Annotated in this window: 24 protein-coding genes and 1 pseudogene; 6 read left to right on the forward strand and 19 right to left on the reverse strand. The window is 57.0% G+C overall.

From position 1 onward, the window contains the following. The 19 genes and pseudogenes from SELIN_RS04475 to SELIN_RS04570 all read right to left on the reverse strand — a co-directional run bounded on the left by SELIN_RS04475 (nucleotide 1) and on the right by SELIN_RS04570 (nucleotide 18,234). The gene (locus SELIN_RS04475; protein ID WP_013505499.1) at nucleotides 1-891 is read right to left on the reverse strand and encodes an aldo/keto reductase; all 891 of its coding nucleotides are present in this window, start codon (nucleotides 889-891) and stop codon (nucleotides 1-3) included. Then, complete coding sequence (locus tag SELIN_RS04480; RefSeq protein WP_013505500.1) at nucleotides 888-1,421, reverse strand: GNAT family N-acetyltransferase; 534 nt, start codon at nucleotides 1,419-1,421, stop codon at nucleotides 888-890. Before SELIN_RS04480 ends, SELIN_RS04475 begins: the two co-directional genes overlap by 4 nt. After that, nucleotides 1,412-2,122, reverse strand: coding sequence for a pseudaminic acid cytidylyltransferase (pseF, locus tag SELIN_RS04485; protein WP_013505501.1), 711 nt, complete (start codon nucleotides 2,120-2,122; stop codon nucleotides 1,412-1,414). The genes SELIN_RS04480 and pseF overlap by 10 nt, the downstream gene beginning before the upstream one ends. Before the next feature lie 8 nt (nucleotides 2,123-2,130). Beyond that, nucleotides 2,131-3,126: a UDP-N-acetylglucosamine 4,6-dehydratase (inverting) gene (gene pseB / locus SELIN_RS04490; RefSeq protein ID WP_041725924.1), complete on the reverse strand. Its 996-nt coding sequence runs from the start codon at nucleotides 3,124-3,126 to the stop codon at nucleotides 2,131-2,133. Nucleotides 3,127-3,343: 217 nt separating this feature from the next. Beyond that, entirely contained in the window at nucleotides 3,344-3,685 is a 342-nt protein-coding gene (gene hypA / locus SELIN_RS04495) for a hydrogenase maturation nickel metallochaperone HypA (protein WP_013505503.1), read from the reverse strand. A 77-nt stretch (nucleotides 3,686-3,762) separates the two neighbouring features. After that, nucleotides 3,763-5,250 carry an NADH-quinone oxidoreductase subunit N gene (locus SELIN_RS04500; RefSeq protein WP_013505504.1) on the reverse strand — a complete coding sequence of 496 codons (1,488 nt, stop codon included), beginning with the start codon at nucleotides 5,248-5,250 and terminating at the stop codon, nucleotides 3,763-3,765. Continuing rightward, complete coding sequence (locus SELIN_RS04505) at nucleotides 5,247-6,755, reverse strand: complex I subunit 4 family protein (RefSeq protein ID WP_013505505.1); 1,509 nt, start codon at nucleotides 6,753-6,755, stop codon at nucleotides 5,247-5,249. The genes SELIN_RS04500 and SELIN_RS04505 overlap by 4 nt, the downstream gene beginning before the upstream one ends. Nucleotides 6,756-6,770: 15 nt before the next feature. Further along, complete coding sequence (nuoL, locus tag SELIN_RS04510; RefSeq protein ID WP_013505506.1) at nucleotides 6,771-8,687, reverse strand: NADH-quinone oxidoreductase subunit L; 1,917 nt, start codon at nucleotides 8,685-8,687, stop codon at nucleotides 6,771-6,773. 31 nt (nucleotides 8,688-8,718) lie between these two features. Then, the gene (gene nuoK, locus SELIN_RS04515) at nucleotides 8,719-9,030 is read right to left on the reverse strand and encodes an NADH-quinone oxidoreductase subunit NuoK (protein WP_013505507.1); all 312 of its coding nucleotides are present in this window, start codon (nucleotides 9,028-9,030) and stop codon (nucleotides 8,719-8,721) included. Continuing rightward, nucleotides 9,031-9,537 carry an NADH-quinone oxidoreductase subunit J family protein gene (locus tag SELIN_RS04520; RefSeq protein WP_013505508.1) on the reverse strand — a complete coding sequence of 169 codons (507 nt, stop codon included), beginning with the start codon at nucleotides 9,535-9,537 and terminating at the stop codon, nucleotides 9,031-9,033. Continuing rightward, entirely contained in the window at nucleotides 9,537-10,058 is a 522-nt protein-coding gene (locus tag SELIN_RS04525; protein ID WP_013505509.1) for a NuoI/complex I 23 kDa subunit family protein, read from the reverse strand. The genes SELIN_RS04520 and SELIN_RS04525 overlap by 1 nt, the downstream gene beginning before the upstream one ends. A gap of 24 nt (nucleotides 10,059-10,082) precedes the next feature. Next, on the reverse strand, nucleotides 10,083-11,369 hold the full coding sequence (locus tag SELIN_RS04530; protein ID WP_013505510.1) for a complex I subunit 1/NuoH family protein: 1,287 nt from the start codon (nucleotides 11,367-11,369) through the stop codon (nucleotides 10,083-10,085). Then, nucleotides 11,366-12,937 carry an NADH-quinone oxidoreductase subunit G gene (locus tag SELIN_RS04535; protein WP_013505511.1) on the reverse strand — a complete coding sequence of 524 codons (1,572 nt, stop codon included), beginning with the start codon at nucleotides 12,935-12,937 and terminating at the stop codon, nucleotides 11,366-11,368. Before SELIN_RS04535 ends, SELIN_RS04530 begins: the two co-directional genes overlap by 4 nt. Nucleotides 12,938-12,951: 14 nt before the next feature. Continuing rightward, nucleotides 12,952-14,238 (reverse strand): NADH-quinone oxidoreductase subunit NuoF, encoded by a 1,287-nt coding sequence (gene nuoF / locus SELIN_RS04540; RefSeq protein ID WP_013505512.1) that lies wholly within the window; start codon nucleotides 14,236-14,238, stop codon nucleotides 12,952-12,954. Nucleotides 14,239-14,251: 13 nt separating this feature from the next. Then, on the reverse strand, nucleotides 14,252-14,737 hold the full coding sequence (gene nuoE, locus SELIN_RS04545) for an NADH-quinone oxidoreductase subunit NuoE (RefSeq protein WP_013505513.1): 486 nt from the start codon (nucleotides 14,735-14,737) through the stop codon (nucleotides 14,252-14,254). A 20-nt stretch (nucleotides 14,738-14,757) separates the two neighbouring features. Next, a pseudogene (locus SELIN_RS04550) lies at nucleotides 14,758-16,499 on the reverse strand (NADH-quinone oxidoreductase subunit D). Between the two features lie 8 nt (nucleotides 16,500-16,507). Further along, nucleotides 16,508-17,059, reverse strand: coding sequence for an NADH-quinone oxidoreductase subunit B (locus tag SELIN_RS04560; RefSeq protein ID WP_013505516.1), 552 nt, complete (start codon nucleotides 17,057-17,059; stop codon nucleotides 16,508-16,510). Next, nucleotides 17,050-17,409: an NADH-quinone oxidoreductase subunit A gene (locus tag SELIN_RS04565; protein WP_041725925.1), complete on the reverse strand. Its 360-nt coding sequence runs from the start codon at nucleotides 17,407-17,409 to the stop codon at nucleotides 17,050-17,052. Before SELIN_RS04565 ends, SELIN_RS04560 begins: the two co-directional genes overlap by 10 nt. A 162-nt stretch (nucleotides 17,410-17,571) precedes the next feature. After that, on the reverse strand, nucleotides 17,572-18,234 hold the full coding sequence (locus SELIN_RS04570) for an HAD family hydrolase (protein ID WP_013505518.1): 663 nt from the start codon (nucleotides 18,232-18,234) through the stop codon (nucleotides 17,572-17,574). Nucleotides 18,235-18,385: 151 nt separating this feature from the next. Here SELIN_RS04570 and leuS point away from each other — a divergent pair, with 151 nt between their 5' ends. The 6 genes from leuS to SELIN_RS04600 are packed head-to-tail and all read left to right on the forward strand — an operon-like array spanning nucleotide 18,386 to nucleotide 26,651. Beyond that, the gene (gene leuS / locus SELIN_RS04575) at nucleotides 18,386-20,854 is read left to right on the forward strand and encodes a leucine--tRNA ligase (RefSeq protein WP_013505519.1); all 2,469 of its coding nucleotides are present in this window, start codon (nucleotides 18,386-18,388) and stop codon (nucleotides 20,852-20,854) included. Continuing rightward, nucleotides 20,851-21,315, forward strand: coding sequence for a hypothetical protein (locus SELIN_RS04580; RefSeq protein WP_013505520.1), 465 nt, complete (start codon nucleotides 20,851-20,853; stop codon nucleotides 21,313-21,315). Before leuS ends, SELIN_RS04580 begins: the two co-directional genes overlap by 4 nt. Then, complete coding sequence (locus tag SELIN_RS04585) at nucleotides 21,302-22,213, forward strand: DNA polymerase III subunit delta (RefSeq protein ID WP_013505521.1); 912 nt, start codon at nucleotides 21,302-21,304, stop codon at nucleotides 22,211-22,213. The genes SELIN_RS04580 and SELIN_RS04585 overlap by 14 nt, the downstream gene beginning before the upstream one ends. A 47-nt stretch (nucleotides 22,214-22,260) precedes the next feature. Then, the gene (gene der / locus SELIN_RS04590) at nucleotides 22,261-23,634 is read left to right on the forward strand and encodes a ribosome biogenesis GTPase Der (protein WP_013505522.1); all 1,374 of its coding nucleotides are present in this window, start codon (nucleotides 22,261-22,263) and stop codon (nucleotides 23,632-23,634) included. Then, complete coding sequence (locus tag SELIN_RS04595; protein ID WP_013505523.1) at nucleotides 23,609-25,768, forward strand: LysM peptidoglycan-binding domain-containing protein; 2,160 nt, start codon at nucleotides 23,609-23,611, stop codon at nucleotides 25,766-25,768. The genes der and SELIN_RS04595 overlap by 26 nt, the downstream gene beginning before the upstream one ends. Nucleotides 25,769-25,799: 31 nt before the next feature. Further along, nucleotides 25,800-26,651: a hypothetical protein gene (locus SELIN_RS04600; RefSeq protein WP_013505524.1), complete on the forward strand. Its 852-nt coding sequence runs from the start codon at nucleotides 25,800-25,802 to the stop codon at nucleotides 26,649-26,651.

Below are 26,651 nucleotides of genomic sequence, written 5' to 3' on the forward strand. Positions count from 1 at the left end.
CTACTCCTTCCAGCGTCTGGGGTCGATAAACTCCTCCAGTGACGCAGCAACTCCAAAATCCAGAATCTCCCGTGGAGCTCCGGCAGCACGCTCCCAGGCTTCGGCAATCTCCCGCAGCTGCTCAAGGCTGTTGACGCCCACCACCGCGCGGGAGACTTCCGGCAACTGACGGAGAAAGGCCAGTGCCCCTTCCAGCGGGTTCAGGCCCTTTGCGGTCAGCCACTGGTGGTAGCCGCGCAGATGGGGCACAAGAGGTGCCAGGGTGCCCGGAATTCGTGAAGGCTCCATCAGCAGCAGCCCCTGCAGAAAGACCGACCTGACGTGGATTTCCACCCCGCGCCGGGCCAGCATGGACAGGTGACTGCTGCGCAGCAGGCGCTGGTCGAGAACATTCAGGGGCAGCTGCACAAAATCCATGGTGTAGCGAGCCAGGAGCTCCTCAATCTGCTGGGCATCGTACAGGGAAAACCCGATGCGCTCCGTCAGCCCTTCACGCTTCAACTGCTCCATTTCGCGGTAAATGGCTTCGCCACCAACCTGCAGACAGTCGTCGGCGTGATGGACCAGCAGCCCGTACAGCCGGGACTGGCCGGTACGCTGCAGGCTCTGCTGGCAGGACTGGCGCACCAGGGGGCCAAAGTCGGCGGCACGCTCCTGTGCGCCCATGCGAGGCACCTTACTGACCACAGCAAACTGGCCACTCAGCGGCAGGCAGCGCCCCAGGACGCTTTCGCTCTCACCATAGGCGGGAGCGGTATCCAGCATATCGATTCCCTGTGCGGCGGCACACTCCAGAATGGCACGCACCTCATCCAGGGGAGTCTGCCCCATGCCGTTGCTGATGCCATAATCCAGGCCAAACTGCACAGTGCCAAGAGCCAGCTGTGTCATGGCCGAAACTCTTCGCGCAACAGCTCCATCAGGAGCACATCCACATAGGAGCCACCCACAAAGACGTGCTGCCGCCAAGTGCCCACCTGGCGAAACCCGTTTTTCTCGAAGCTGCGCAAGGAACCCATATTGGGCTGATAGAGTCCGGCGGTCACCTTATGGAGGTTCAGGCACTCAAAAGCGGCCCGGCAGCACAGCCGGATCGCTTCCGTACCAATGCCCTTACCGTGGCACTGCCGGTCGCCAATGAGCAGGCCGATATCCCCGTAGCGATACACCGGATGAATGCCTCCCAGCTTGATATTACCGATGTGGCGGCCACTGGCGCTCTCAAACATGCCGAAGAGAAAATTGGCCCGACCATCGTTGACACTGGCGATATAGGATCGCACGTCGTCAACGGTGTAGTGCTTCCAGCGCGACTCAAGATACTGGTTCACCAGCGGGTCATTCAGCCAGGCAGCATATTCGCTGCTGGCGTCATCGGGGCACAGGAGTCGCAGATAAATCTGATTTCCTTCTAGGCGCATGGTTCACCTGCCTGCTGAAGCTGACGTACCCGGTAGAGGTATTCCACCGCCTGCCAGTCTTCCTCGTCATTGATATCCTGGGCCGCAAAGCGGTCAACACGCAGTGCCCGTGTACTGGGGCCAAACAGCTCCGTGTGCTCCAGGAAAGCCCTGATGTTGAACCAGTAGAAAAGTCCCGCGTCATAGCAGGCCAGCGGAGCGTTCTTGTCATAGGCATCGAAATGCTGCGGAAAAAGTTTCTGCAGCCCACCACGATCATCCAGAGCAAAACCGCGATAGGGATGAAAGGAGTAGGTTACCACGGGAACCACAGCAGAAGCTTTCTCCCGCTGCAACAGGTCAAGGGCTTCGCGGATCATCGATGCCTGCAGCAAGGGGGCAGTGGCAAACACACAGCAGACCTCCTGAGGTTCCTGCCCCAGAGAGTGCAGCCAGTGGATCGCGTGACGCACTGGCTCCAGCATGGAGGTGTGGTCGTCTGCCAGGTGCGCCGGCCGCAGAAAGGGGACATCGGCCCCCCACTGCTGCGCCACGGCGGCAATTCGGGGACAGTCCGTGGAGACCATGACCTGCTCAAAGAGCCCCGACTGGCGGGTAGCTTCTATGGAGTAGCTGATCATGGGACGGCCGCAGAATTCGCGGATGTTCTTGCCCGGAATCCGCTTGCTGCCGCCTCTGGCGGGTATTATCGCTACGCGCACACAGGCTCCTAAAGACTGGCGTTCATCTGGCGCAGTTCATCAATACTCATAAATACCGGATTGGTGCCGGAGTTATATTCGAATCCCTGAGGCACAGGAGTTCCCGTTTCCCCCAGCTGATTTTTTTCGTAGTGAAAGTCCTTATCCACAAACTTGATGGTCGGCTGCAGCACGTAGTGGTCGTGAAACTCCAGGGTCAGGTGGGAGTCATCAGCGGGGCACATGATCTCGTGGAGTTTTTCGCCGGGCCTGATGCCGATGATTTTCGCTGGCATATCCGGCGCCATGGCGCTGGCCAGATCGGTGATACGCATGGAGGGAATCTTGGGGACGAAAATCTCGCCGCCGTACATGCGCTGAAAGTTTTTCAGTACGAAGTCCACGCCCTGCTGCAGGGTAATCCAGAAACGGGTCATGCGCTCGTCGGTTATGGGGAGGGCGTCGGCGCCTTCGGCGATGAGTTTTTTGAAAAAGGGGACCACGGAGCCGCGCGACCCGACGACATTGCCGTAGCGCACGACAGCAAAGCGGGTGCGATGGCGGCCAGCGATGTTATTGGCGGCCACAAAGAGTTTATCGGAAGCCAGTTTGGTGGCTCCGTAGAGGTTGATGGGGTTGGCGGCCTTGTCGGTGGAAAGGGCAATGACCTTCTCCACATTATTCTGCAGGGCAGCCTTGATGACGTTCTCGGCGCCGTGGATGTTGGTCTTGATACACTCCATGGGGTTGTATTCCGCTGCCGGAACCTGCTTGAGCGCGGCGGCGTGAATGACGTAATCAATGCCGTTCATGGCCTGTTTCAGGCGCTCCTGGTCGCGCACATCACCAATGAAATAGCGCAGGGCAGGGGAGTCAAACACCTGCTGCATCTCGAACTGCTTGAGCTCATCGCGGGAATAGATGACCAGGCGACGTGGCTGGTAACGCTCCAGAATCGTCTGGGTGTATTTTCTGCCGAAGGAGCCTGTGCCACCAGTGATCAGAATGGATTTGTCGTTGAACATGGCAGACCTTCCATGGGCAGGCTGCTGAAAAACCCCCATCCACGGACGTCCTGCACCTGTGGGTTTTTCAATTGCCTGCCTGAATGTAACGTGTTCCAGCAAGCTGCTGTGTGTTGGCTACAGCACATTCATTTTCCTTGCCAGAACACTTTACCCACTCTGAAAAAACCATTTACACCCCACCAGGCACCTGGGGCTATGGAAAATTTTACCGCTGCTATTCCATCTCAAGGCGCATCAGCAGGATATCCTCACCCTTTTCCACCCGCACACTTGTGCTGCCGCACTGCTGGCAGGAATAGCGGGGCTCATGAAGGGACGTCAGTGAAGCGCATTGCAGGCAAAAGAGTTCAAGGGGCTGCCAGTGGATTTCCAGCTCGGCATCGCTACAGACGGTCTGCTGGCGGAACGTGTCATAGGCGCGTTTGAACAGTTCCGGTTCCACACCAGCCATCATGCCGATACTGACATGTATGGCCAGTACCTTGTGCGATCCTGCCTGCTCGGCGTGGTATTCACACTGCTGCAGAAGATTCTGAATCAGGGAAAATTCGTGCACATTCTCTCTCCGTCAAAAAGAAAAAAGGCTCTGCGCCATGGTTGACGCAGAGCCTTTGTACTGTATTTCGGTGGCGCTTACAACAGCAGCGACTGAATACTCAGCCGGGCAGCTTCCAGCAGACTTTCCGCACCGGGGAAAATCACAAGGGTCATGCCGCCTATACCGCCCCAGATCGCTGCCAGCGCGGCGATCCCCGCTCCGACCTTGGCATAGACCGGAACCTGTACCTCGAACTCATCTTCAGCGGTACGGAAGTACATGGCGATGATGATACGCAGGTAGTAGTAAAGGGATATGATGCTGTTGATGATACCGATCACCGCCAGGGACACAAAGCCTGCCTCCACGGCGCTGGTGAAGAGGTAGAATTTGCCGATAAAGCCGATCAGCGGCGGCAGGCCAACAAAGGACAGCATGAACAGCGAAATCACCGCCGCGATAAACGGATGCTTGCGGGCCATTCCGTTGAAATCGCTGAAGTTGATGCGCTTTTCGCCCTTGCCCGCCACATAGCTCAGAGCGGCAAAGAGGCCCAGGGTGCTGACCGCGTAAGAGACCAGGTAGAACATGATGGCCGGCGCAGCTGCCGCAGACGCACCCAGAGCCGTCATGCCGATGAGCAGGTAGCCGGTATGCACGATACCGGAAGCCGCCACCATGCGCTTGACGTTATTCTGGGCTATGGCCAGGAAGTTCCCGGCGAACATGGTGAAGATGGCTGCCCAGAACATTATCGGCGTCCACACTTCCTCGATGGCCATGAAGTTGGTCATGAACATGCGCAGCACGATGGCAAAGGTCGCCGCCTTCACCGCCGTCGCCATGAAGCCGGTTACCGGATAGGGCGCGCCGTCATAGACATCGGGAGACCAGGCGTGAAAAGGGAAGGCCGCAATCTTGAAGAAGATGGCGATCAGCAGCATGGTCAGACCACCGATGAACACGGGAGTGTGCACGGCACCTTCCTCCAGCGCAACGGAGATATGGGAGAGGATAGTGCTGCCAGTGGCGCCATAGATAAAGGCCGTTCCCATGACAAAGAAGGCTCCCGCAAAGGCACCCAGGACAATGTACTTCAGCGTTGCCTCTGAAGCGCGCAGGCTGTTGCGGTTGAAGCCGACCATGACATAGATGGACATGGACATGATCTCCAGGGCAATGAACATGGTGATCAGTTCACCAGCCATGGCCATGATGATGATGCCGAACACAGAGAACAGCAGCAGCGCGTCAAACTCCACCCGGTGGAACTGATTCTCCTCGAAGTAGGAAGAACAGGTCAGGGTGGTCATGATCCCACAGGCCAGGGCCAGCAGGATAATAAAGCCGGAAAAGGTATCCCCGATGAGCATGCCGTTAAACAGGCCACCCATGGTGCCATAGCTGTACACGGTTCCCATCTGGAGGAGCTGGATAACCCCCGCCACGGCCATAATGGCGATGGACAGAGCCGACGATCCACGTACGCCCAGCTTGTTGGACGCGCCGAAGATCATCATCACCGTGGCCCCGAGGCCGACAATAATGCCCGGAAGCATCAGTTGGATGTTATCGGTGATCATCGTTTTACCCCCCCGTCAATACGTACTTCAGCCTTGGAAGCTTCCTGCTGAATCAGTTGAATGTAGTTTTCCACTGTAGGCTCAATCTTGTCGATAAACGGCTTGGGATAAATCCCCATGAAGATAATCAGCACCACAATGGGAGCGAGGCCGAGAATTTCACGGGTATTCAGATCCTTGAAGCCTTCGGTCAGCGTGTTGGTTTTCTGGAAAATTACCCGCTGGTACATCCACAGGATGTAGGTCACACCCACGATAACCGTCGTGGCCGCCACAACCCCCAGCCAGGTGTTGTACTTGAAGGTTCCCAGGATAATCAGGAATTCACCGATAAAGCCATTGGTCCCTGGCAGGCCACAGCTGGCCAGCATGGCGATGGCGAAGAAGGTGGCATACACGGGCGCCACCTTGGCGATACCGCCCAGGGAGTCGATTTCACGGGTTCCCAGCCGTTGCTCCAGCAGTCCAACCAGGAGGAAGAGCATGCCCGTCGCCATGGCGTGGGCCACGATCTGGTACACACTGCCCACCATGGCCTGGGTGTTCATGGCAAAGATACCCACGGCGATCAGCCCCAGGTGCGAAGCCGAAGAGTAGGCCAGCATGCGCTTGGCATCCTTCTGCTGAATGGCGGCAATGCCGCAGTAGATCATGCCGATCAGTCCCAGTACCAGCAGAACACCGGCGTACATGATGTACTCCTGAGGGTAGACGGGCAGGACAAAGCGGATAACCGCGTAGACACCGATTTTGGCCATAATGGCGGAAAGCACGAAGGTAGCCGCGGTGGGCGCTTCAGTATAGGCATCGGGCAGCCAGGTGTGCAGTGGAAAGAGCGGAATCTTGATGGCGAAAGCCAGCATGAAGGCCGCGAAAATCCAGAACGCCGCCGAACCACTCAGAGTGACCTGGGTCAGATCGGCCAGAGCGAAGCTCCACTGTCCAAACTGACTGTAGTAGCTGAATGCCAGGGCGAGAATGGCCACAAACATCAGCAGTGAGCCCGCCATGGTATAGATGGTGATCTTGATGGTAGCGGCAATGCGATCCTTACCGCCATACAGACCCATCATAAAGAAGATGGGGATCAGCATCAGCTCCCAGAAAACGTAGAACAGGATCAGATCGGCGGCACTGACGGCACCGATCAGGGCACCCTGGACCAGCAGCAGGTTCCCCCAGAAGCCTTTGGTCTTGCCCTCCCACTGCAGCAGGAAGAGCATGGGAAAGAGCACGGTAATGATCATGACCAGCATCAGGCTGATGCCATCAAGGCCCAGGCTGTAGTAGACGCCGTATTCGGCGATCCAGCTGTACTTTTCCGTGAATTGCATATTTCCGGTGGCAGCAAAGTTCCCAAAGAGCATCAGCCCGAGCAGCAACTGCACCAGAATGACTACCATCCCCAGTGTCCGGGCCGCAGTCACTGCCATGGGCGCAGCCAGCAGAACAAACCCGGCCAGGATGGGGAGGAATATCATGATGGAAAGCATGGAATTAAGCATTCTGTCCTTCCTCCCTTAGACCTGTCGCAGCATGAACAGGCAGATAATTGATATGCCGACCACCATGTAGAAAGCGTAGAAGCGCAGCTTTCCGGTCTGCGAAACCGCAAACATGGAACCCGTAACCTGATAAACCAGTCGACTGCCTCGAACCAGGGCATCGATGATGCCATTGTCGAAGAACTTCCAGATGATGGTGCTCAATGCCCGCAGGGGACGAACGAAGAAGGCGTCGTAGGCTTCGTCCACAAAGAACTTGTTGTGCACCAGGTTACGCCAGCCATGGGAGTAGACCGGTTCTTTGGCACCATGGAAGAAGAGCTTGTAGGCAATGGAGATACCAATCACGGCGACACCCACACTCAGCGCCATCAACCCGTATTCGACAGCAGCCGAGGGGTGGGAGACGTAAATGGCCGGTGATGTCTCGCCGATCCACTTATGGAACCAGGCATTGCCGCCAAGAACCTTGGGGATGCCCAGCCAGCCGGCGCCAACGGCACCGATGGACAGGATCATCAGCGGACCCGTCATGGAAATGGGAGCCTCATGGGCATGGTCATACACATACTTGTCACGGGGCTCTCCGTGGAACGTCAGGAAGAACATGCGGAACATGTAGTAGGCCGTCAGTCCTGCAGTCAGGATACCCATGGCCCACATGAGGTAATGGCCGTGGGAGAAGGCGCTGAGCAGGATTTCATCCTTACTGAAGAAGCCGGCAAAGGGCGGGATACCCGCGATGGCTATACAGCCCAGCAGCATGGTGATGTAGGTGATGGGGAGTTTTTTGCGCAATCCCCCCATTTTCCACACGTCCTGCTGGTGATGCAGGGCGTAGATGACCGCGCCAGCACCCAGGAAGAGCAGGGCCTTGAAGAAGGCGTGGGTGAAGACGTGGAAGATACCGGCAGAGTAGGCACCCAGACCCACGCCGACGAACATGTATCCCAGCTGACTCACGGTGGAGTACGCCAGAATTTTCTTGATATCACTCTGCTGCGTGGCAATAACCGCCGCCAGCAGCGCGGTCAGGATACCGATCCAGGCAATGAACAGGCCCACATCGGGAACCGAGGTGTACACGAAGCTGAAGCGGGCGACCATGTAGACACCAGCGGTAACCATGGTTGCCGCGTGAATCAGTGCGGAAACCGGAGTCGGGCCAGCCATGGCGTCAGGCAACCACACATAGAGGGGAATCTGAGCCGATTTTCCGGTTGCGCCCACAAAGAGCAGCAGGGCAATGGCCGTGGCCATGCCGGCACTCAGCATCCCGGAATGCGCCTCCAGAGCCACAAAGCTGAACCCGCCGAAGCCGATGGCCCAGAAGAGCAGCGCCATGCCGATGAGGAAGCCGAAGTCACCGACGCGGTTGACGATAAACGCCTTGTTGCCGGCCACCACATTATCCTTGTCGCTGTAGTAGAAGCTGATCAGCAGATAGGAGCACAGGCCCACGCCTTCCCAGCCCACAAAGAGCAGGACAGGGTTGTCAGCCAGCACCAGGATGAGCATGCACCCCAGGAACAGGTTCAGGTAAGCAAAAAACTTTCCGAAAGCCTCGTCATCACCCATATACCCCGTGGAGTAGATGTGAATCAGGGTTCCGATAAAGGTGACAAACAGAATCATCATTCCCGAGAGGGTGTCCCCCAGGAATCCGATATTCAGCGTCAGCGTGCCCACGGCAATCCATTCAAAAGCCGTGTACGTCAGCATGCGGCTGTCGGCGGGCATCGCCATCAATTGAGAGAAAACCATGACTGCAGCAACAAAACTGGCCGCCGGTCCTGCAACAGCGATAATACCGTACAGGGCATTGGGCAGGCGGGTTTTATTGCACGTAGCCATGTACATCAGGCCGATAACCAGGGCTCCCACAAGGGGAAAGAGCGGTATCAGTCCAAGCAGTACTGCTTCGTTTTGCATAAACTTCCCTTTCCTGTATCAGATGTTGTGGTCATCCCCGAAGGATACGGAAGAAGTCCGTATCCAGGGAGCCCCTGTTGCGGAATATCAGAACCACGACGGCCAGGGCCAGCGCGGCCTCCGCAGCAGCCACCGCCATAACCATGGTCGCGACTATATGCCCTTCCATGCCTTCCCAGAAGCGACTGTAGGAGACAAACGCCAGGTTGCCGGCGTTGAGCATCAGTTCAACAGACATAAACACCGTAAAGACATTGCGTCGTGCGATCACGCCGAGTATCCCCATGAGAAAGAGGATGACGCTGAGGGCAAGATATGCCTGAACACCAATAAATATATCCATTTATATCCTCCTCTTGGCCAGGACAACGCCGCCGACCAGCGCTACCAGCAGCAGGGCTGAAACGACTTCAAAGGGCAGAATCCAGTCCGTGAAGAGCATCATGCCAAACTGGTGAATACCCCCGAACCCGTCACCCACTATGGCCGTGGAGACGTAGGGCAGAGCGAAGATCGCTTTCAGCAGAATCCAGGCAATGGGCACCAGGAAGACGCATCCCCCTGCCATCAGGAAGATTCGGTTTGACTCATCGGGCAGATCCTCATCACGCACGTTGATAAACATGATGATGAAGAGGATCAGCGACATGATCGCCCCGGCGTAGACGATAATCTGGAAAGCGAACAGAACCTTGGCTGAAAGCAGCGCGTAGAGTCCTGCCAGCGAAATCAGCGTGATGATGAAGCTCACCGCGCAGTTCAGCGGGTGCCGGAAGAGAATCAGCCCGGCAGCACCGGCGATGGAAAGCGTCGCGAAGGCCAGAAACAGCAGTGCGGCAACAATTCCCATTAGTTCTCCTCCTTCGTGGGTTCGCAGCCAGGCATTCCTGGTGTCTGCATGAGTTGCTCCTTGGTGACAACCATGTCAGCGCGGTTGTCGGTGACCACAGAGAAAATTCCCGTATCCATGCGGATAGCATCCACGGGGCACGCCTCCACACAGAAGCCGCAGTAAATGCACTCCAGCAGATCGATATCAAAGCGCGCGGGCATCTTTTCCGTCACCCCGTCTTCACGCTCCGTCGCCTCGATGAAGATACACTTGGCCGGGCAGTTGGTGGCGCACATGAAGCACGCAACACACTTGATGCTGCCATCCTCACGGGTTGTCAGGCGGTGACGTCCGCGCCAGCGAGGCGGAATCTCCACCTTCTGCTCCGGATAGTCGCGCACGATAATATTCTTGCTGTCATGAAGGTTGCGCAGGAAGTGCCGCAGGGTAATGCCCATCCCCTTGATAATCTCCGGGAGATAGAGCCTTTCCATCAGCGTGGATCCTGCCCTTTCAACAGTTCGTACTTTGATTGCCATAATTCCTTACCTCTTCCCTAATTCCTATTGCAGGCTCAGCACCACAACAGCGGTGACGATAATGTTGACAAGGGCGATTGGAAGCAGAATCTTCCAGCCTAACAGTTGCAGCGTATCATAGCGGAAACGGGGAAGAGTCCAGCGGATCCACACATAGAGGAAGCCAACCAGGAAGGTTTTCAGAATGAAAACAATGATCTGGATGATCATGGTGAGGATCTGGGCACCCATTTCTCCAAGCCCCATGGAAAGCGCCAGCAGCAGAACAAGCTCAATGGCAGCAGCCAGGCCGATGAACACCACAGTCAGCACATTGGCTTCGCGCACCCGTGGGTCATTGGGCCGGTCGTAATGACAGCGGCTGTTTTTGCGCATCCACAGAATGAACATGGCAAAGAACAGCGGCACCAGTACGAGCAGCGTCTGGGCCACCGTGGTGGCGTTCTCCCGCAGGGTTTCGGTATTGAGCCAGGGAATATGGTAGCCACCAAAGTAGAGGGTGACGATGATAGCACTGGAGACAAACATGGCCACATACTCGCCCATGAAGAAGAGAGCGAATTTCATGGAGCTGTATTCCGTGAAGTAGCCGGCAACGATCTCACTCTCGCCTTCCGCTATATCAAAGGGAGTCCGGTTGGCCTCGGCCACCGCCGTGATCATGAAGAGCAGGAAACCGATGGGCTGCACCACAATGCCCCAGGCGGGAACAAAGCCCCACAGCAGTTCACCCTGATAGCGAACCATGTCATTGAGGTGAACGCTGCCATAGACCCCCAGCAAAGCGATAACGGCCAGGGCCAGAGGGATCTCATAGCTGATGACCTGAGCCGTGGCGCGCAGGCCGCCCAGCATGGCAAACTTGTTATGGGAGGACCAGCCCGCCAGAATGATGCCGTACACCGCAAAGCCGGCAATACCCAGGAACCACAGGATACCCACGTCCATGGGAATGCCCTGCATCATGTAGGTCTTGTCGCCAATGGTGATGTCGTCGGCAAAAGGCACCACGGCAAAAGTCAGCAGCGCGGCCGCGAAGACAATGGCCGGCGCCAGCATGAAATAGAATTTGTTTCTGATATGTCCGGGCGTCAGATCTTCCTTGAAGATCAGTTTCACCGCGTCCGCAACGGGCTGCACCAGGCCGCCCAGGGTGAAACCACCCACATTGGCGCGGTTCGGGCCGCTGCGATCCTGAATATAAGAGGCCCCACGCCGTTCCATCCAGACAAAGATGACAATAAATGTCAGTGGCACCAGGATGGCGAAAGCCAGACGCAGGACCACCATGAGAATATCAACACCACTCATGCATGTGCCTCCTTCTTGTCAAGGGCGACTCCACTGGCAGGGAAACTGCTCCAGGGAGCATCGGCAAGCGCTGCCACCTTCCCGGACAGCTCTTCCCGTATGGCAGCCAGGTCACTGTTCCAGGCATTCCCGGAAAGCTCCCCCATCAGTACTTCAGCGGCCACGGGACCATTCTCGTTGCATACCGCCGCATCAATCTGCTGAAGGATACCGTCGCAGTTGATCAGCGTGCCGGCGTACTCCGTGAAAGAGGCGCAGGGCAGAAGCATATCGGCAATGCGGCTGCTCTCGGTAAGATGGGAGTCCACGAGAAGAACCTTCTTGCCTTCCAGCTCCTGGCGCAGCTCCTGAACCTGCTCATCGCTTCTGCCAGCCAGAATGTCGCTGCCCAGCAGGACGATGACTTCGCTTTCGCGCAGGTAGCGGGTAAAGTGCGCCTTGTCCTGGGAAATCCCCAGCAGCTCCAGGGAAGCGCGGTTGGCCGCCTTGTCGTCCTGAATCAGGATTCCATCGGCATCGCCTTCCACCACGGTCCCGGTGCTGTACCCGGAGATTTTGCCGTGATAATGGGCAGCCAGCTTTTTGGCACTGTACATCTGCTCAGTGGTCCAGCTCGGGCTGACCACAAAGAAGACGCTGCCGTCAGCTGCAGCCAGGATACGGGCAGCAGCAGCCACAACGCTGGCAGTGCTTTCAGGGCTTCCGGCGATCTTGGCACTCTTCAGACGGTTTTCGTTTTCCCGCTGGTAGCTCAATCTCCCGGCGTCACACATGAAGTGACCATTAATCTTATCGTTGGGGCGGGGACGGAAGCGGTAGACCTTGTCTTCCTTGTATTTTTCCTGATTGTGGTCAACAAAGATGCTGCATCCCTTGGAGCAGCCATGGCAGACGCTGTTGGCCGTCTGCATGAACCAGACCCGCTGCCTGAAGCGGAAGTCGGAACTGGTCATGGCGCCTACGGGGCAGATATCCACGATATTCATGGCATACCTGTTATTGATGGGCTTGTCGGGGAAAGTCGTCACCCGGGCCAGCTCGCCACGGTTGGTGATACCAAGCTCAGCGGTCTTGGTATATTGACGCAGGAAGCGTACGCAGCGGGCACACAGCACACAGCGCTCCTGGTCGTGCACCACGTTGCACCCGAAATCGAACTTCTTGCCCTTGGGAACCTTCTTGTCGTAGTCCATGCGGCTCTCGTAGGGGCCAAGCTCCATGTAGTAATCCTGCAGCTTGCACTCCCCGGCCTGATCACAGATGGGACAGTCCAGAGGGTGGTTGATCAGGGTGAACTCCAGGGTACGGCGACGCAGGTTCTTGGAGGACTCCCGCTCGAGATATACCTCCATATCTTCCTGTACCACCGTGTTACATGCTATCTGTGGCCCCCGGGCACCTTCTATCTCCACCAGGCACAGGCGGCAGTTGCCGTCAAATCCCAATGCCGGGTGATAGCAGAAGTGGGGGATATTGATTCCCACAGTTGCCAGTGCATCGATGAGGTTCTTACCCTTCTCAACCTCAACGGTCTGGCCATCCACTTTTATTTTTACCAGATTCGCCATCGAATACACCTCGCTCATTTGGGAAAGGGGCATTTGCCCAATTTGATGTGTTCTTCAAATTCCTGGCGGAACTTCAGAATGTGACTTCTGCACGGCATGGCCGCAGCACCAGAGAGAACACAGACCGTCTTGCCTTCCATGTTGTCACAGATTTCGAGGAGCAGATCCAGGTCTTCCATCTTCCCTTTGCCATCCTCAATATCGCTGACAATCTTGTAGATCCAGCCCGTTCCCTCACGGCAGGGCGTACACTGGCCGCAGGATTCGTGCTGGTAGAAGTACAGGAGGTTTTTCAGGTTGCGCACCATGCAGGTCTGATCATCGGAGACGATCATGCCACCGGAACCAAGCATGCTGCCATTTTCCACCAGTGACTCGTAGTCAAGGGTGCACTTCTCCACGTCCTCGGCATTGAGCACGGGGCAGGAGGAACCGCCGGGAATAACCGCCTTGAGCTTACGCCCTTTCCAGATACCACCGGCCATCTTGTCGATGAACTCTTTCATGGAGACACCCAGCTCCGTCTCATAGACGCCGGGTTTTTCCACATGGCCACTGATGCCGAAGAGGAAGGTTCCGGGGCTCTTCTCGGTACCGAACTGACGGTAACCGGCAGCGCCATGCTCAATGATATAGGGCACGGACGCGATGGTCTGAACGTTGTTGATGATGGTGGGAGCACCATACAGGCCCACCAGGGCAGGGAAGGGAGGCTTGACGCGGGGTTGACCCTTTTTCCCTTCGATGGATTCCAGCAGAGCCATCTCTTCACCACAGATGTAGGCGCCGGCACCACGGTGTACGGTGACATCCACCCGGTAGCCCTTGCCACAGGCGTTTTCGCCCAGCAGGCCAGCCGCGTAGGCTTCATCGATGGCGCGCTGCAGGCCTTCAGCCTGGCGCACGTACTCACCGCGGATGTAGATGTACGCATCGTGGGACTTGATGGCGTAGCAGGTGATGATAATGCCCTCGATGAGCATATGGGGATCTTTTTCGAGAATCTGGCGGTCCTTGAAGGTTCCCGGCTCGGATTCATCGGAGTTCACCGCCAGGTAGATGGGCTTGTCCGTCTCCTTGGGCAGGAAGCTCCACTTCATGCCCGCCGGAAAGCCTGCGCCACCACGGCCGCGCAGGCCGCTCTGCTTGACCTCTTCCACAATCTGATCAGGGCTCATGGAAAAGGCTTTGTCGATCTGGGCGTAGCCGCCGTGCTGACGGGCCACATCCAGAGTGAAGGAATTGGCTATGCCGTACTTGGCACTGAGGACTTTTACTTCTTTGAGTTCTTTTGCTGTCATCTGCTCCACCTCCTCACGGCAACTGGTCGAGAATCTGATCGACCCGCTGGGGAGTCAGGTTCTCATGGTAGTCGTCATTGAGCTGCATCATGGGTCCGGAGCCGCAGGAACCAAGGCATTCCACCTGCACCAGGCTGAAACGTCCATCAGCCGTCGTATGACCAGGTGTAATTCCAATCTTGCCGACAATGTGACGCAGAATTTCCTCCTTGCCACGCAGATCACAAGAGAGGGTGCGACACAGCTGAATATGGTATTTGCCAACCGGGTGAAGATTATACATGGTGTAAAACGTCGCCACCTCATACACATCGGTGACCGGTATTTCCAGGCGCTGGGCTATGTACTCCATAGCCTCTTGTGAAACCCATCCCTCCTGGCGTTGAGCCATCCACAGGCAGGGAAGGTTGAGGGACTTTTTGATGGGGTAGCGCTTCAGGAGTTCCTGAAACTGCCGCTCCGTCTCCTCATTAAAGGCAAAGGGCTTGTCAGCCCGCATGGCTTTTCTTTCTGCTGCACTCATCGGTCCAACTCACCTGCTATGATGTTTAGGCTTCCAAGGTTGATAACTGCATCGGCCACCATGCCCCCTTCAATCATGTGGGGATAGGCCTGCATCATATAGAAGCATGGTGGACGAACTTTGATCTTGTAAGGGCGACCGCCGCCATCGGAAACAATGTAAAAGCCCAGTTCTCCGTTGGCCGCTTCCGTGGAGTCGTACATCTCGCCAACGGGAGACTTGATGCCTTCGAAAATCAGCTTGAAGTGATTCATCAGGGACTCGATGTTGTCATAGACTTCGCTTTTCTTCGGCAGGAAGAACCGCCCGTCTTCAACATTCACCGGGCCTCCCGGAATGCGTTTAACCGCCTGGCGGATGATCTTCATGCTCTCGAAGCACTCCTCGTAGCGAACCATGATGCGGTCGTAGATATCGCCATGGCTGCCCACGGGAATATCGAAGTCGAACTCGTCGTAGCCGTAGTAGGGAGCGTCCTTGCGCAGGTCATAGGCCACGCCGGTGGAGCGCAGGCACGGGCCGGTAAATCCGTAGGAGAGGGCGTCCTCAGCGGAAATGGCGCAGACACCCATGGTGCGGTCGTGCACAATGCGGTTGGTCTTCACCAGACCCATGGAGTCCAGGATACCCTGCTCGCACTTGCTCACCACATCTTCCAGGTCAGCTTCCCAGCCTTCATAGAAGTCGTGATACATGCCGCCAACCCGGGTGAAGGAGTTGGTCAGACGTGCGCCGGTCAGTTTGGCCAGAAAATCGTAGACAAATTCGCGCTGGTTGTAGAGGTACCAGTAGTTGGTCAGAGCGCCCATATCAACGAAGTTGGCCGCGTTACAGACCAGGTGGTCGATGATGCGCGAGAGCTCACTGAGGATGATGCGCATGTAACGGCAACGCTCAGTGATCTCGATGCCCATGAACCCTTCGATGGCCTTGGCCAGGCCAACGTTGTTCATGATGGCAGAGCAGTAGTTCAGACGGTCGGTATAGGGAATACCCTGGTTCCAGGTTCCCGCCTCAACGCTTTTCTCAAAGCCACGATGCAGATATCCGATCTCCGAAACACCAGCCACGATGCTCTCGCCATCCATAGCCACCAAGGTACGCAGGGTACCGTGGGAAGCTGGGTGCGATGGTCCCAGGTTCAGGTACATCAGGTCGGTTTTCAGGAACGAGTGCATATCGGCTTGTTCTATTGTTTGGCTCATCAGTGAACCCCCTTGATTTGCAGACGCTGATTCATTTCATCCATCAGGTCGTCAGGTTCCGTGCACAGATGACGGCGGGTGATGGGATAGTCTTTGCGCAGCGGGTGCCCAATGAATTCCTTGTGATTGAGCAGACGCTTGAGCATGGGGTGACCGCTGAAATGCACGCCATACTGGTCGTAGGCTTCGCGCTCGGCCCAGTTGGCAGATTTCCAAAGACCGGTAACCGAGGGAACACCCTTCTGGGGGTCGGCCACATAGGTCTTCACCACCAGCAGCTTGTTGGTCTCCCAGCTGCGCAGCATATAGACAACGGCAAACCGTGCCTCTTTGCGCTGCGGGTAGAGCAGATAGTCAACCACTGTGATATCCAGCAGAAACTGAAAATTGAGTTCCGGGTCATTTTTCAAAAGGGCAAGCACATCGACAATAGCGTCAGAGTCGACCACAACGGTCTTCTGGCCGCGATATTCCGTGACCTCTTTGATATGCGAGGAAAAGCTTGACTGGAGTCTGGAAATTACCTCTTGCATGCTTCCTCCTAGTCCCTGGCCTTCACCTGGTCGTCCAGGTGATCCAGTATTCCCGTAAAGCCGTTTGGCTTCCGGTTGATGAGAACAGTCTCTTCCTTCAGCTTCTTCTGGATCAGGAAAAGAGCATCCAGGATGGCTTCAGGGCGTGGAGGGCAGCCAGAGATATACGCATCGACCGGGATAACCTGGTCAATACCCTGCAGGGTGCAGTAATTGTCATAAAATCCGCCGGAGCACGCGCAGGCGCCCATGCTGATCACCCATTTGGGGTCAGGCATCTGCTCGTAAATTCTTTTCAGGACCGGAGCCTGTTTCATACTGATGGTTCCTGCCACCAGCAGCAAATCGGCCTGGCGGGGGGAGAACCGGATAACCTCTGCTCCAAAACGGGAAAGATCGTGCTGACTGGCTGCGGCACTCATGAACTCAATGGCACAGCAGGCTGTGCCGAATGTCATCGGCCACAGGGAATACTGTCTTGCCCAGTTGACTACAGCATCCATCGTCGTGGTGATAACGCTGTCGCCAAATGTGGCTTCTACGCCTACGCCTACTCCCACTTCAATGCTCCTTTCCTGATGACATAGATCAACCCTTCAAAGAGGGTCAGCATGAAAATAAGCATGACAATAAAGCCGTACCATCCCAGTTCACGCAGGTTGACTGCCCACGGGTACATGAATACCGCCTCAATGTCGAAGATGATGAAGAGAATGGCAACCAGGTAATACTTGACGCTGAACCGCTGGGTCGCCGTCCCCACCATGGTGGAAACCCCAGCCTCATAAACGTCGTTTTTGATGTTGCCACCGCTTCTTGGCCCGATAAATTTCGTCAATAGAAATATGACGGGGAACAGAAGCGCAATGCCAATGAAAAGCACCGCTGCAAGTACCAGTTCTGCAGACATAGGCCTCCCCTTGAGGAAAGAATTGTCGGAATGCATGGCGCTACGATTGTGATCGTATACGGTATACAATTCCATAAAACAGTGTATCAAAAAAAAGAACGAAAGAAAAGCCACATGTTATTTTTTTAACAACCGATGGCAGGAACACGTCTTGCGGCTTTATCAGCCCCCTGACAGGACTTTGCGCCGGGCAAACCGACAGGCGTCAAGGGCATGGTCGAAGATGTGGGCAGCATGACAGCGCAGCTGCTCCTCCGCTTCATAACCGCTGGTAACCGCCAATGGCGTCACACAGGCTCCCAGGGCACTCTGGACGTCCATGGACGTATCACCCACCATGAAAACCCGTTCTGAAGCAACGCAACCTATGCGTTGCAGTGCCGTCAGCACCGGTTCAGGATGAGGTTTCACATTGACAACGTCCTCGTACCCCACCAGCACTTCAAAATAATCCATAATCCCCAGGTGCTCAAGGATCACCCGCGAATAGCTACCGGTCTTGGTCGTCACCACCCCAAGGCGCGCAAAACCCGCCGCCTCTTCAACGGCCTCCCGGGCAAAGGGCAGCAGACTGGTTTTCGCGGTGGCAACCGTGCGGTAGTGGGTTTTGTAGGCGGCGACATGCTCTTCCAGACGCCCCTGATGGACACCAAGCCGCGCAAACATCACCAGCAGCGGGTGGCCGATAAGGGCAGTGACTTCATCCGCCGGAGGACAAAGCGAACCACAGCAATGGAACGCTGTTTCAAACGACTCCACGATAGCTGGAGTGGAGTCAATCAGAGTGCCGTCGAGATCAAAGAGAACAATCGGGAAATCGTGCATGGGATTCTCACATCAGAAGGTCTTCAGCTTGTGTTCAGGGGAAAAATACGATAAAAGTTTCAGGTTATGGCGAAACCTGATCCGGGGAAAACATCAGGCACCTGCCCGCGGTTCGCCCAGCAGTTGAATTTCTTACGGGAGTATATGTTGTATGTCAGCACAGAAGCAATATCAATTCGGCGACATTGAACCAAAGTGGCAGGACTCATGGAACAGCGTCGGGGCCTTTCGCGCCCTTGTTGATACCTCCCGGCCCAAGTTCTACTGCCTGGAGATGCTTCCGTATCCCTCCGGCCGCATTCACATGGGCCATGTGCGCAACTACGCCATCGGCGATGCCATCGCCCGCTATAAAAAGATGCGCGGCTACAACGTCCTGCACCCCATGGGCTGGGACGCCTTCGGCCTGCCCGCTGAAAATGCCGCCATCGCCCACAACATGGACCCAGGCGAGTGGACCTGGAGCAATATCGCCTACATGAAGCAGCAACTGCAGAAGCTCGGTTTCAGTTATGACTGGGAGCGCGAGCTGGCCACCTGCTCCGAAGAGTACGCCGCCTTTGAACAGCAACTCTTCATCGAATTGTACAAAAAAGGTCTGATTTACCGGAAAAAGGCCGAAGTCAACTGGTGCGACCACTGCAAGACTGTGCTGGCCAACGAGCAGGTGGAAGAGGGGCGCTGCTGGCGCGATGGTTCAGAAGTACTGAAGAAAGAGCTGGAGCAGTGGTTCTTCCGTATTACCGCCTACGCCGATGAACTGCTTGAGGGTCTGGACACCCTCACGGATGGCTGGCCCGAGCGCGTCCTGACCATGCAGCGCAACTGGATCGGCAAGTCCATCGGAGCCGAAATCGTCTTTGAGATACCGGAAATATCCGAAAGCATAACCGTCTTCACCACCCGCCCCGACACCCTGTTCGGCGCTACCTTCATGACGCTGGCCCCAGAGCATCCCCTGGCACTGCGCCTGTGCGCCGGCAAGGAAACGGAAGCCGGCGTGAAGGCCTTTATCGAAAAAGTCCGCAGACAGGACACCATCACCCGCACCAGCGACAAGGAAAAAGAAGGTGTCTTCACTGGCGCCTCTGCCATCAACCCCGTCAACGGGCAGTCCATCCCCGTCTACCTGGGCAACTTTGTTCTCATGGGCTATGGCACGGGCGCTGTCATGGCCGTACCCGCCCACGATCAGCGCGACTTCGCCTTTGCCCGCAAGTACCAGCTCCCCATCACCGAAGTCATCCAGTCGGAACAGGGCGTTGCCGGGGAAGCCTGGACCGGCCCCGGCACCCTGATCAACTCCGGCCGGTTCAACGGCATGGACAACGAGACCGCCAAAAAGGCCATTATTGACCATCTGCAGCAGCAGGGCAAAGGCACCGCATCCATCAACTTCCGACTGCGCGACTGGGGCATCTCCCGCCAGCGCTACTGGGGCAACCCCATCCCCATGATTCACTGCAGCCAGTGCGGCGTGGTTCCCGTCCCCGCTGACCAGCTACCAGTCAAACTTCCCAAGGGCGTTACCCTGCAGGGAAGCGAAGAGTCGCCCCTTGCCACCGTTCCGGAATTTGTCAACGTCAGCTGCCCCACCTGCGCCGGCCCGGCCAGAAGAGAGACGGACACCATGGATACCTTCGTGGAGTCCAGCTGGTACTTCCACCGCTACGCCTGCCAGGAGGACAAAACCCAGCCCATCAACCGTCAGGCCATGGACTACTGGATGGACGTGGACCAGTATATCGGCGGTGTCGAGCACGCGGTCATGCACCTGCTGTACGCCCGCTTCTTCCACAAGGCTCTGCGCGACCTCGGCTATGTCGGCAGCGACGAACCCTTCACCCGTCTGCTCACCCAGGGCATGGTGCTGCTGGGCGGCAAGAAAATGAGTAAATCCCTGGGCAACATCGTCGACCCCGACGAGATGATTCAACGCTACGGCGCTGACACCGTGCGCCTTTTCACCCTTTTTGCCTCGCCACCGGAAAAGGATCTGGAGTGGAACGAATCGGGCGTCGAAGGCGCCTTCCGTTTCCTGGGCCGCCTGTGGAGGCTGGTCCATGAAGACACCACCCGCTACGGGCGCTCCGCTGAAAGCCCGGGCGAACTCAGCGATGATGCGCGCAAACTCCAGCAGAAGCTCCACCAGACCATCAAGCGGGTTACCCAGAACATGGAAGGCCACTACCACTTCAACACCGCCATTGCCGCGACCATGGAACTGGTCAACGAAATGACCCCCTTCAGCGACACTTCCCCCAGCGGTAAAGCCCTGTTTCAGGAAGCGCTGGAAGCCCTGTGCAGACTCCTCGCCCCCTTTGTACCTCACATCTGTGAAGAGCTGTGGCAGGATCTGGGACACCGCAGTCTGCTGATCAACGAGCCCTGGCCGGCATTCGACCCCGAGCTGGCCAGCGCCGACGAAATCACCCTGGTCGTGCAGGTCAACGGCAAGGTGCGCGCCAAAATCGAAGTGGACGCGGGTATCGACAAAGCGCAGATGCAGCAGCTGGCTCTGGAGCATGAGCGCATTCTGCCATACCTGGAAAACGTAGAGATAAAACAGGTTATCGTAGTTCCCGGCAAACTGGTCAACATCGTGGTTAAACCAAAATGAAAACCCTCCTGTTGCTCATGATTCTGCTCGCTTTCCTGTCAGGATCGTGCAGCCACTACTCGGTGACACCGCCATCGGCCGTCATGCAACGCTGCGCCGAAGGCATCGGTGTCCCACCAGTGCGTAACGACAGCCAGTACCACGAACAGAGCCCCCGCCTGCGCGACGCCCTGATCGGTCAGCTGAACCGCCAGCCGGGCATGCGCTACTCCAGCAATGCCCGTTGTCAGCTCCAGTGCGTCCTGCTGGGAACATCCCAGCACGTCAGTCGCCGTGACGCCTACGGCACCGCCCTTTCCGAGGATGCCCAGTTCTCCATTGAGTGCGAACTGGTTGAAGATGGCCTGGTATCGCTGTCCAGACACCAGGTCGCCTTTACCGATGACACCTTCATCCAGACCGATGCCCGCAGCCGCTACGAAAACATGGCTGAAAGCGTGATCAACCGTGTCCTCCGCTAACGGCATCCTGCTGATCAGCCCGTCACTGGAAGATGTGCAGGCACACCTGGAAGGACGCTCCTGCGAAGTACTCGACTCCCGGGGCCACGGCATCCTCAGCGAACTGGAGTCCCTGCTGGAACCAACCTTCTTCGGCCCTGGAGCCGAAGCAGTTCTTATCCACAGCATGGAACAGATCGGCGCCCGCCAGGCACTGCAGATCGTGGAGATGGCTCCGAACTATCCGGAAACCTTCTGGGCCTTTCACATCAGCGAACTGAACCCGCCCAAACGCCAGAAAAAATTTGAAAAAGTCCTCCAGGAAAGATATCCGAAGAAAGCCCTGCGACCGCCATCCATCAGCCAGTTGCGCGACGAATGCCTGCAGAATGCCGCCCGCCTGGGCGTCACCATCAACCACACCTGCGTGGAACTGCTCATCCAGTGGTTGGGGGCAGATCGCAAGCTGCTGCAGCTGGAGCTGGAGAAGTTCGCCCATCTGGACAGGCCGGTGGAAATGGATGATATCCTGCAGTCCTACGCCCCCCAGGGCAAGCGCGATCTGTTCTCCCTGCCGCGCAGACTGCTGAATGGTGAAAAAGAAGCCGTGCTCAGGGACATCCGTTCCATGGAGCCCTTTGAAGACGTTTTCAGCGTCGCCAACGCCTTTGTACATGAACTGAGCAAGATTTACCTGGTCAAGCTCCTGGGCAGCAAGGCCCGCTTTACCAATACCGGCATCAGCGATTATTTTATCGGCCAGTACCGCAGCGCCTGCCAGCAGCTCAGCGCCGAGCATGCCGATGAACTCATGGAACTGGCTGCCACGGTCGATTACGAACTCAAGACAACATCGCTGGGCTATGAGCAGGTCTACGCCCTGATAGAACGCATAGACCTGCTGCGCAAAACCCCATAACATTTTCACCATTTGTCCTGAGGGACACAGACAAGGAAACGCCCACCATGAAGAAGAAGCCCATTGTATGTATAATCGGACGACCAAATGTCGGGAAGTCCACCCTGTTCAACCGCATCGCCAAAAAGCGCATCGCCATCGTGGAGGACATTCCCGGAGTCACCCGCGACCGCAACTACCACGATGTGGAATGGGAGGACAAGGAATTCACCATCGTCGATACCGGTGGCTTTGAATCGGAAACCGGCAAAGGCAGCCTGGAAGCTTCCATGGTGGAGCAGACAGGCATAGCGGCAGCCGAAGCTGACCGGGTCATTTTCCTGCTCGATGGACAGACTGGCCCCATCGCCGACGACTTTGCCATCATGGACATGCTGCGCCGCCATGAAAAGCCCGTCTATATCGCCGTCAACAAAATCGATGCCCCGTCCCACGAAAAGATCCTGCTCGATTTCTACCAGCTGGGCGTGGACGAAGTCTTCCCCGTCTCGGCCGCCCATGGACGTGGTGTCGACGACCTGCTGGACACCGTCACCGAGGGCTTCGCCAGCACTGCCCACCAGGACTCTCCGGAAGAGATCGATGAAGACAGCATCCCCATAAAAGTCGCCATCGTCGGACGACCCAACGTCGGGAAATCCAGCCTGGTCAACAAGATCTGTGGCGAAAACCGCGTGGTGGCCTCAGAAGTGCCCGGTACCACCCGCGACACCATTCACACCCCCGTGCGCCGCGAAGGGCGGGATTTCATCCTGCTGGATACCGCCGGCATTCGCCGCAAATCCAAAGCGTACAGCGAAAACCTGGAGCGCTACAGTGTCTTTCGCAGCATCACCGCCATCGAAGAGGCCCATGTGGTCATCCTGATGCTGGACGCCACCGAAGGTATCACCGACCAGGATCTCAAGGTCGCCTCCTACGCCTGGGAAGCCGGAAAGCCCATCATTATCGCGGTCAACAAGTGGGATCTCGTCGCCAAGGAAACCATGACCTACCGTGAGTTTGAAAAGGACATCGAGCATCGCTTCAAATTTTCCACCAAGCCGATTATCCTCTTTATCTCAGCGCTCAGCGGTCAAAGAGTGGTCAAGCTCTTTGACCTGGCCCGCAGCCTCTATGAGAAAACCCGTTTCCGGGTCAACACCAACGAACTCAACGAGCTCATCCAGAGCGCCACGGCCAAACACGCACCACCCGCCGCTCATACCGGGGGCAAACGCCTGAAATTCTACTACGTGACCCAGATATCGCGGCACCCGTTTATTATTGTAATTTTCTGTAATTACCCTGACTCCGTGCACTTTAGTTACAAACGCTATTTGACAAATGTTGTCAGAGAGGCATATTCTCTTTATAATGTGCCTGTTATACTAAAATTCCGAAAGAGGGCCTCCAGTGACCGAGAACAAACTGAAAAGTAGGCTGCTGGCAGCAGGCATGCTCTCCGCTCTGTACCTGAGCGGCTGCGCCATGTCTGCCCGCAATACCGTCACCCCAGAATCTCTGCCCGCCAGCGATACCCTTTACCGGGCGTGGACAGCGGACAAGCAGCCACCAGACCTCTTCGCCAGGAACCTGCTGGGCTCATACCGCAAAGAATACAACGGTCTCTTCCGTGAGGAAGATATGGCCTCAGCCCCCATCCTTCCCGACCCGCTGCCGCTGCAGACAGACTCATTCGCTATACCGGTCACCGTGGACTACAGCCACGATGAACTGCAGTTTGGCTACACCATCCCCGTCGTCATCAACGATCGTGTCAACCAGTACATCAATTTCTACTCCGTACGATACAAGCAGGGCTTCCAGAATCAGCTGCAGCGGGCGAACTACTACCTGCCCATGATTCGCAAAATCTTCCGCGAAGAAGGCGTCCCCGAGGACCTGGCCTATGTGGCACTGGTGGAAAGCGGCTTCCGCCCCACCGCCCGCTCCCACGCAGGCGCCGTGGGTATCTGGCAGTTTATCCGCCCCACCGGTCAGCGCTACGGCCTCGAAGTGAACTGGTGGCTTGATGAGCGGCGCGATCCCATCAAAAGTACCCGTGCCGCCGCCCGCTACCTCAATGACCTGTATGGAATATTCGGCGACTGGCATCTGGCACTGGCCGGATATAACTGCGGAGAAAACCGCGTCCTTCGGGAAATGCGCAACTCTGGAGCCGACAGCTTCTGGGAGCTCAGCCGACTGCCCCGCGAAACCCGCGAGTACGTCCCCGCTATCCTGGCGGCCATTGTCCTGGCCAATAACACCGAAAAGTACAGCATTGTGGTCCCCCCCAACGAGGAAACCTACAATCCCGACCTCGTCCCCATCAGCCACCCAACCAGCCTCAATGTCATCGCCAATATCACCGGCATATCCATTGACCGCATCAAAGCGCTGAATCCAGAGCTCAACGGCTACGTGACCCCCCCCAGCAGTTCCTATCGCCTCAAGCTCTTCCCCGGCTACGGAGCGCCCGTGGAAACAGCGCTGCGCGAAATTCCCAAGGGGCAGCGCGTCTCCTGGATCAAGCACCAGGTGCGCTCCGGTGAAAGCCTCTATGTCCTGAGCCGACGCTACAACATCTCCATTGAAGAGATTCGCCGCGCCAACCAGCTCTCCGGCAATCTGCTGCGCGTGAACCAGGTTCTGCTGATACCCTCCCTGCAGCACCCACCCAGCAGCTCATCGGAGAGAATGATCGCCGGCGTTATCCAGCACCGGGTTTCCCCCGGCGAAAGTCTGTCGGTCATCAGTGAACGCTATCGCGTCTCCATGAACGAAATCCGCCGCAACAACAACATCAGCGGCGATACCATCCGGGCCGGTCAGACCCTGCTCATCCCCGTGGGCGAACCGCTGACCAGTGCCACGACCGCCAGCGCGTCATCACCGGGCGGCATGCTGCGGCACGTGGTCCGTAATGGCGAAAGCCTCTCCACCATCAGCAGCCGCTACAACGTCACCATTGCGCAACTGCGGCAAGCCAACAATATCCGAGGCGATATCATCCAGGCTGGTCAGACCCTCAATATTCCTGCCGCTCAGCGCACCATCACCCAGAGTCAGAATACCCGCATGGTACGTCACGAAGTGCGCGCCGGTGAAAGCCTCTCCGTACTCAGCGACCGCTACAATACCCCCATCGTGGAAATCCGGCGCGCCAACAACCTGCGCGGCGACCTGCTGCGGGTAGGACAGGTGCTGCAGGTACCGGTACGCCAGCAGGCCAGCACACCCGCCGGTGGGCAGCAGATCGCCGGCGGCATTCAGCATCGCGTCCGCGAAGGAGAGAGCCTTTCCGTGCTCAGTGACCGCTACAATGTCCCCATCCGGGACATCCGCCAGGCCAACGGCCTGCGCGGTGACCTGCTCCGGGCAGGACAGGTGCTGATTATCCCCAACCGCTCATCGGCATCCAATATCGTGGACTATGAAGTGCGAAATGGCGACTCCCTCTCGGTGATCGCCCAGAACTTTGATACCACCGTCGCTCAACTGGTCCGCCTGAATAACCTTGAACACCCGGAGATGATTCGCCCGGGGCAGGTGCTGCGCATTGCCCGCTGAATCCCCCTCCGTACCATAGGCAGGCACACCCATGCGGAAGCTGAATTTTCTTGATAACTACCAGAAGGGCTACTATGACATCATTGAAGATGCCATTGAAAAGCCACCTGCCTTCTGGACGCGAGCAGGCCTGAAGTACTACCTGCTGACCCCGTACTGGCAGGAGTTTCTGGAAGCTGATTTCAGGAAAAAACTCACCATGCTTCGGGGCCTGACCCGCGAACAGAAATTCCGGCTCATGGCAGCTTCAGCCATCGTGGGCATCCTGGTCGGCATTCTCTTTGCGCCGGGCAAAAAAGTTCCTGAACTGCCCCACGATGTGACCCAGCAGATGGTCGACCGCGCCCGCATGCACGAAATCGTCCTCGGTCAGCAGGGTGTTCCCGTGGGCAGCTTTACCCTGAGGCAGATCACCAGTCCTTACCTTCCCGCACAGCAGGATCCGCAGCAGCCCAAAGCCGGGCGCTTGCAGATCTACTACTCCTTTGAAGCGGAGCGTGCCCAGGCCGTTGTCGCTGAGATCTCCCGTACCCTCGGCTGGAACCTGCAGGTGGAAGAAGGTGTCACCGACCGCTTTGGCTTCCGCGTTATCGTCGAGGGCTACGGCACCATGCAGATGGCCGAATCCCTGCGCCGCGAACTGAAGCTCGACCATGTGGTGCGCCGTGAAGACAAGTACTACCCCGCCAGCGGAATCTTTTTCAACAAGGCCAGTGCCGAGGAGCTGGCGGAAAACATCCGCTACCACCGGGCCATGATCGTCTCCGACTTTGACAAGACCGTCGTATACTCGGTGCTCACCCCACCCCTGGAGCAGGATCAGATTACCCCTGTCGTCGAACGCCTGCGGCTGCTGGGATATCGCCCCATCAGGATCACCTGA

The organism is Desulfurispirillum indicum S5, assembly GCF_000177635.2.
Taxonomy (GTDB): domain Bacteria; phylum Chrysiogenota; class Chrysiogenetes; order Chrysiogenales; family Chrysiogenaceae; genus Desulfurispirillum; species Desulfurispirillum indicum.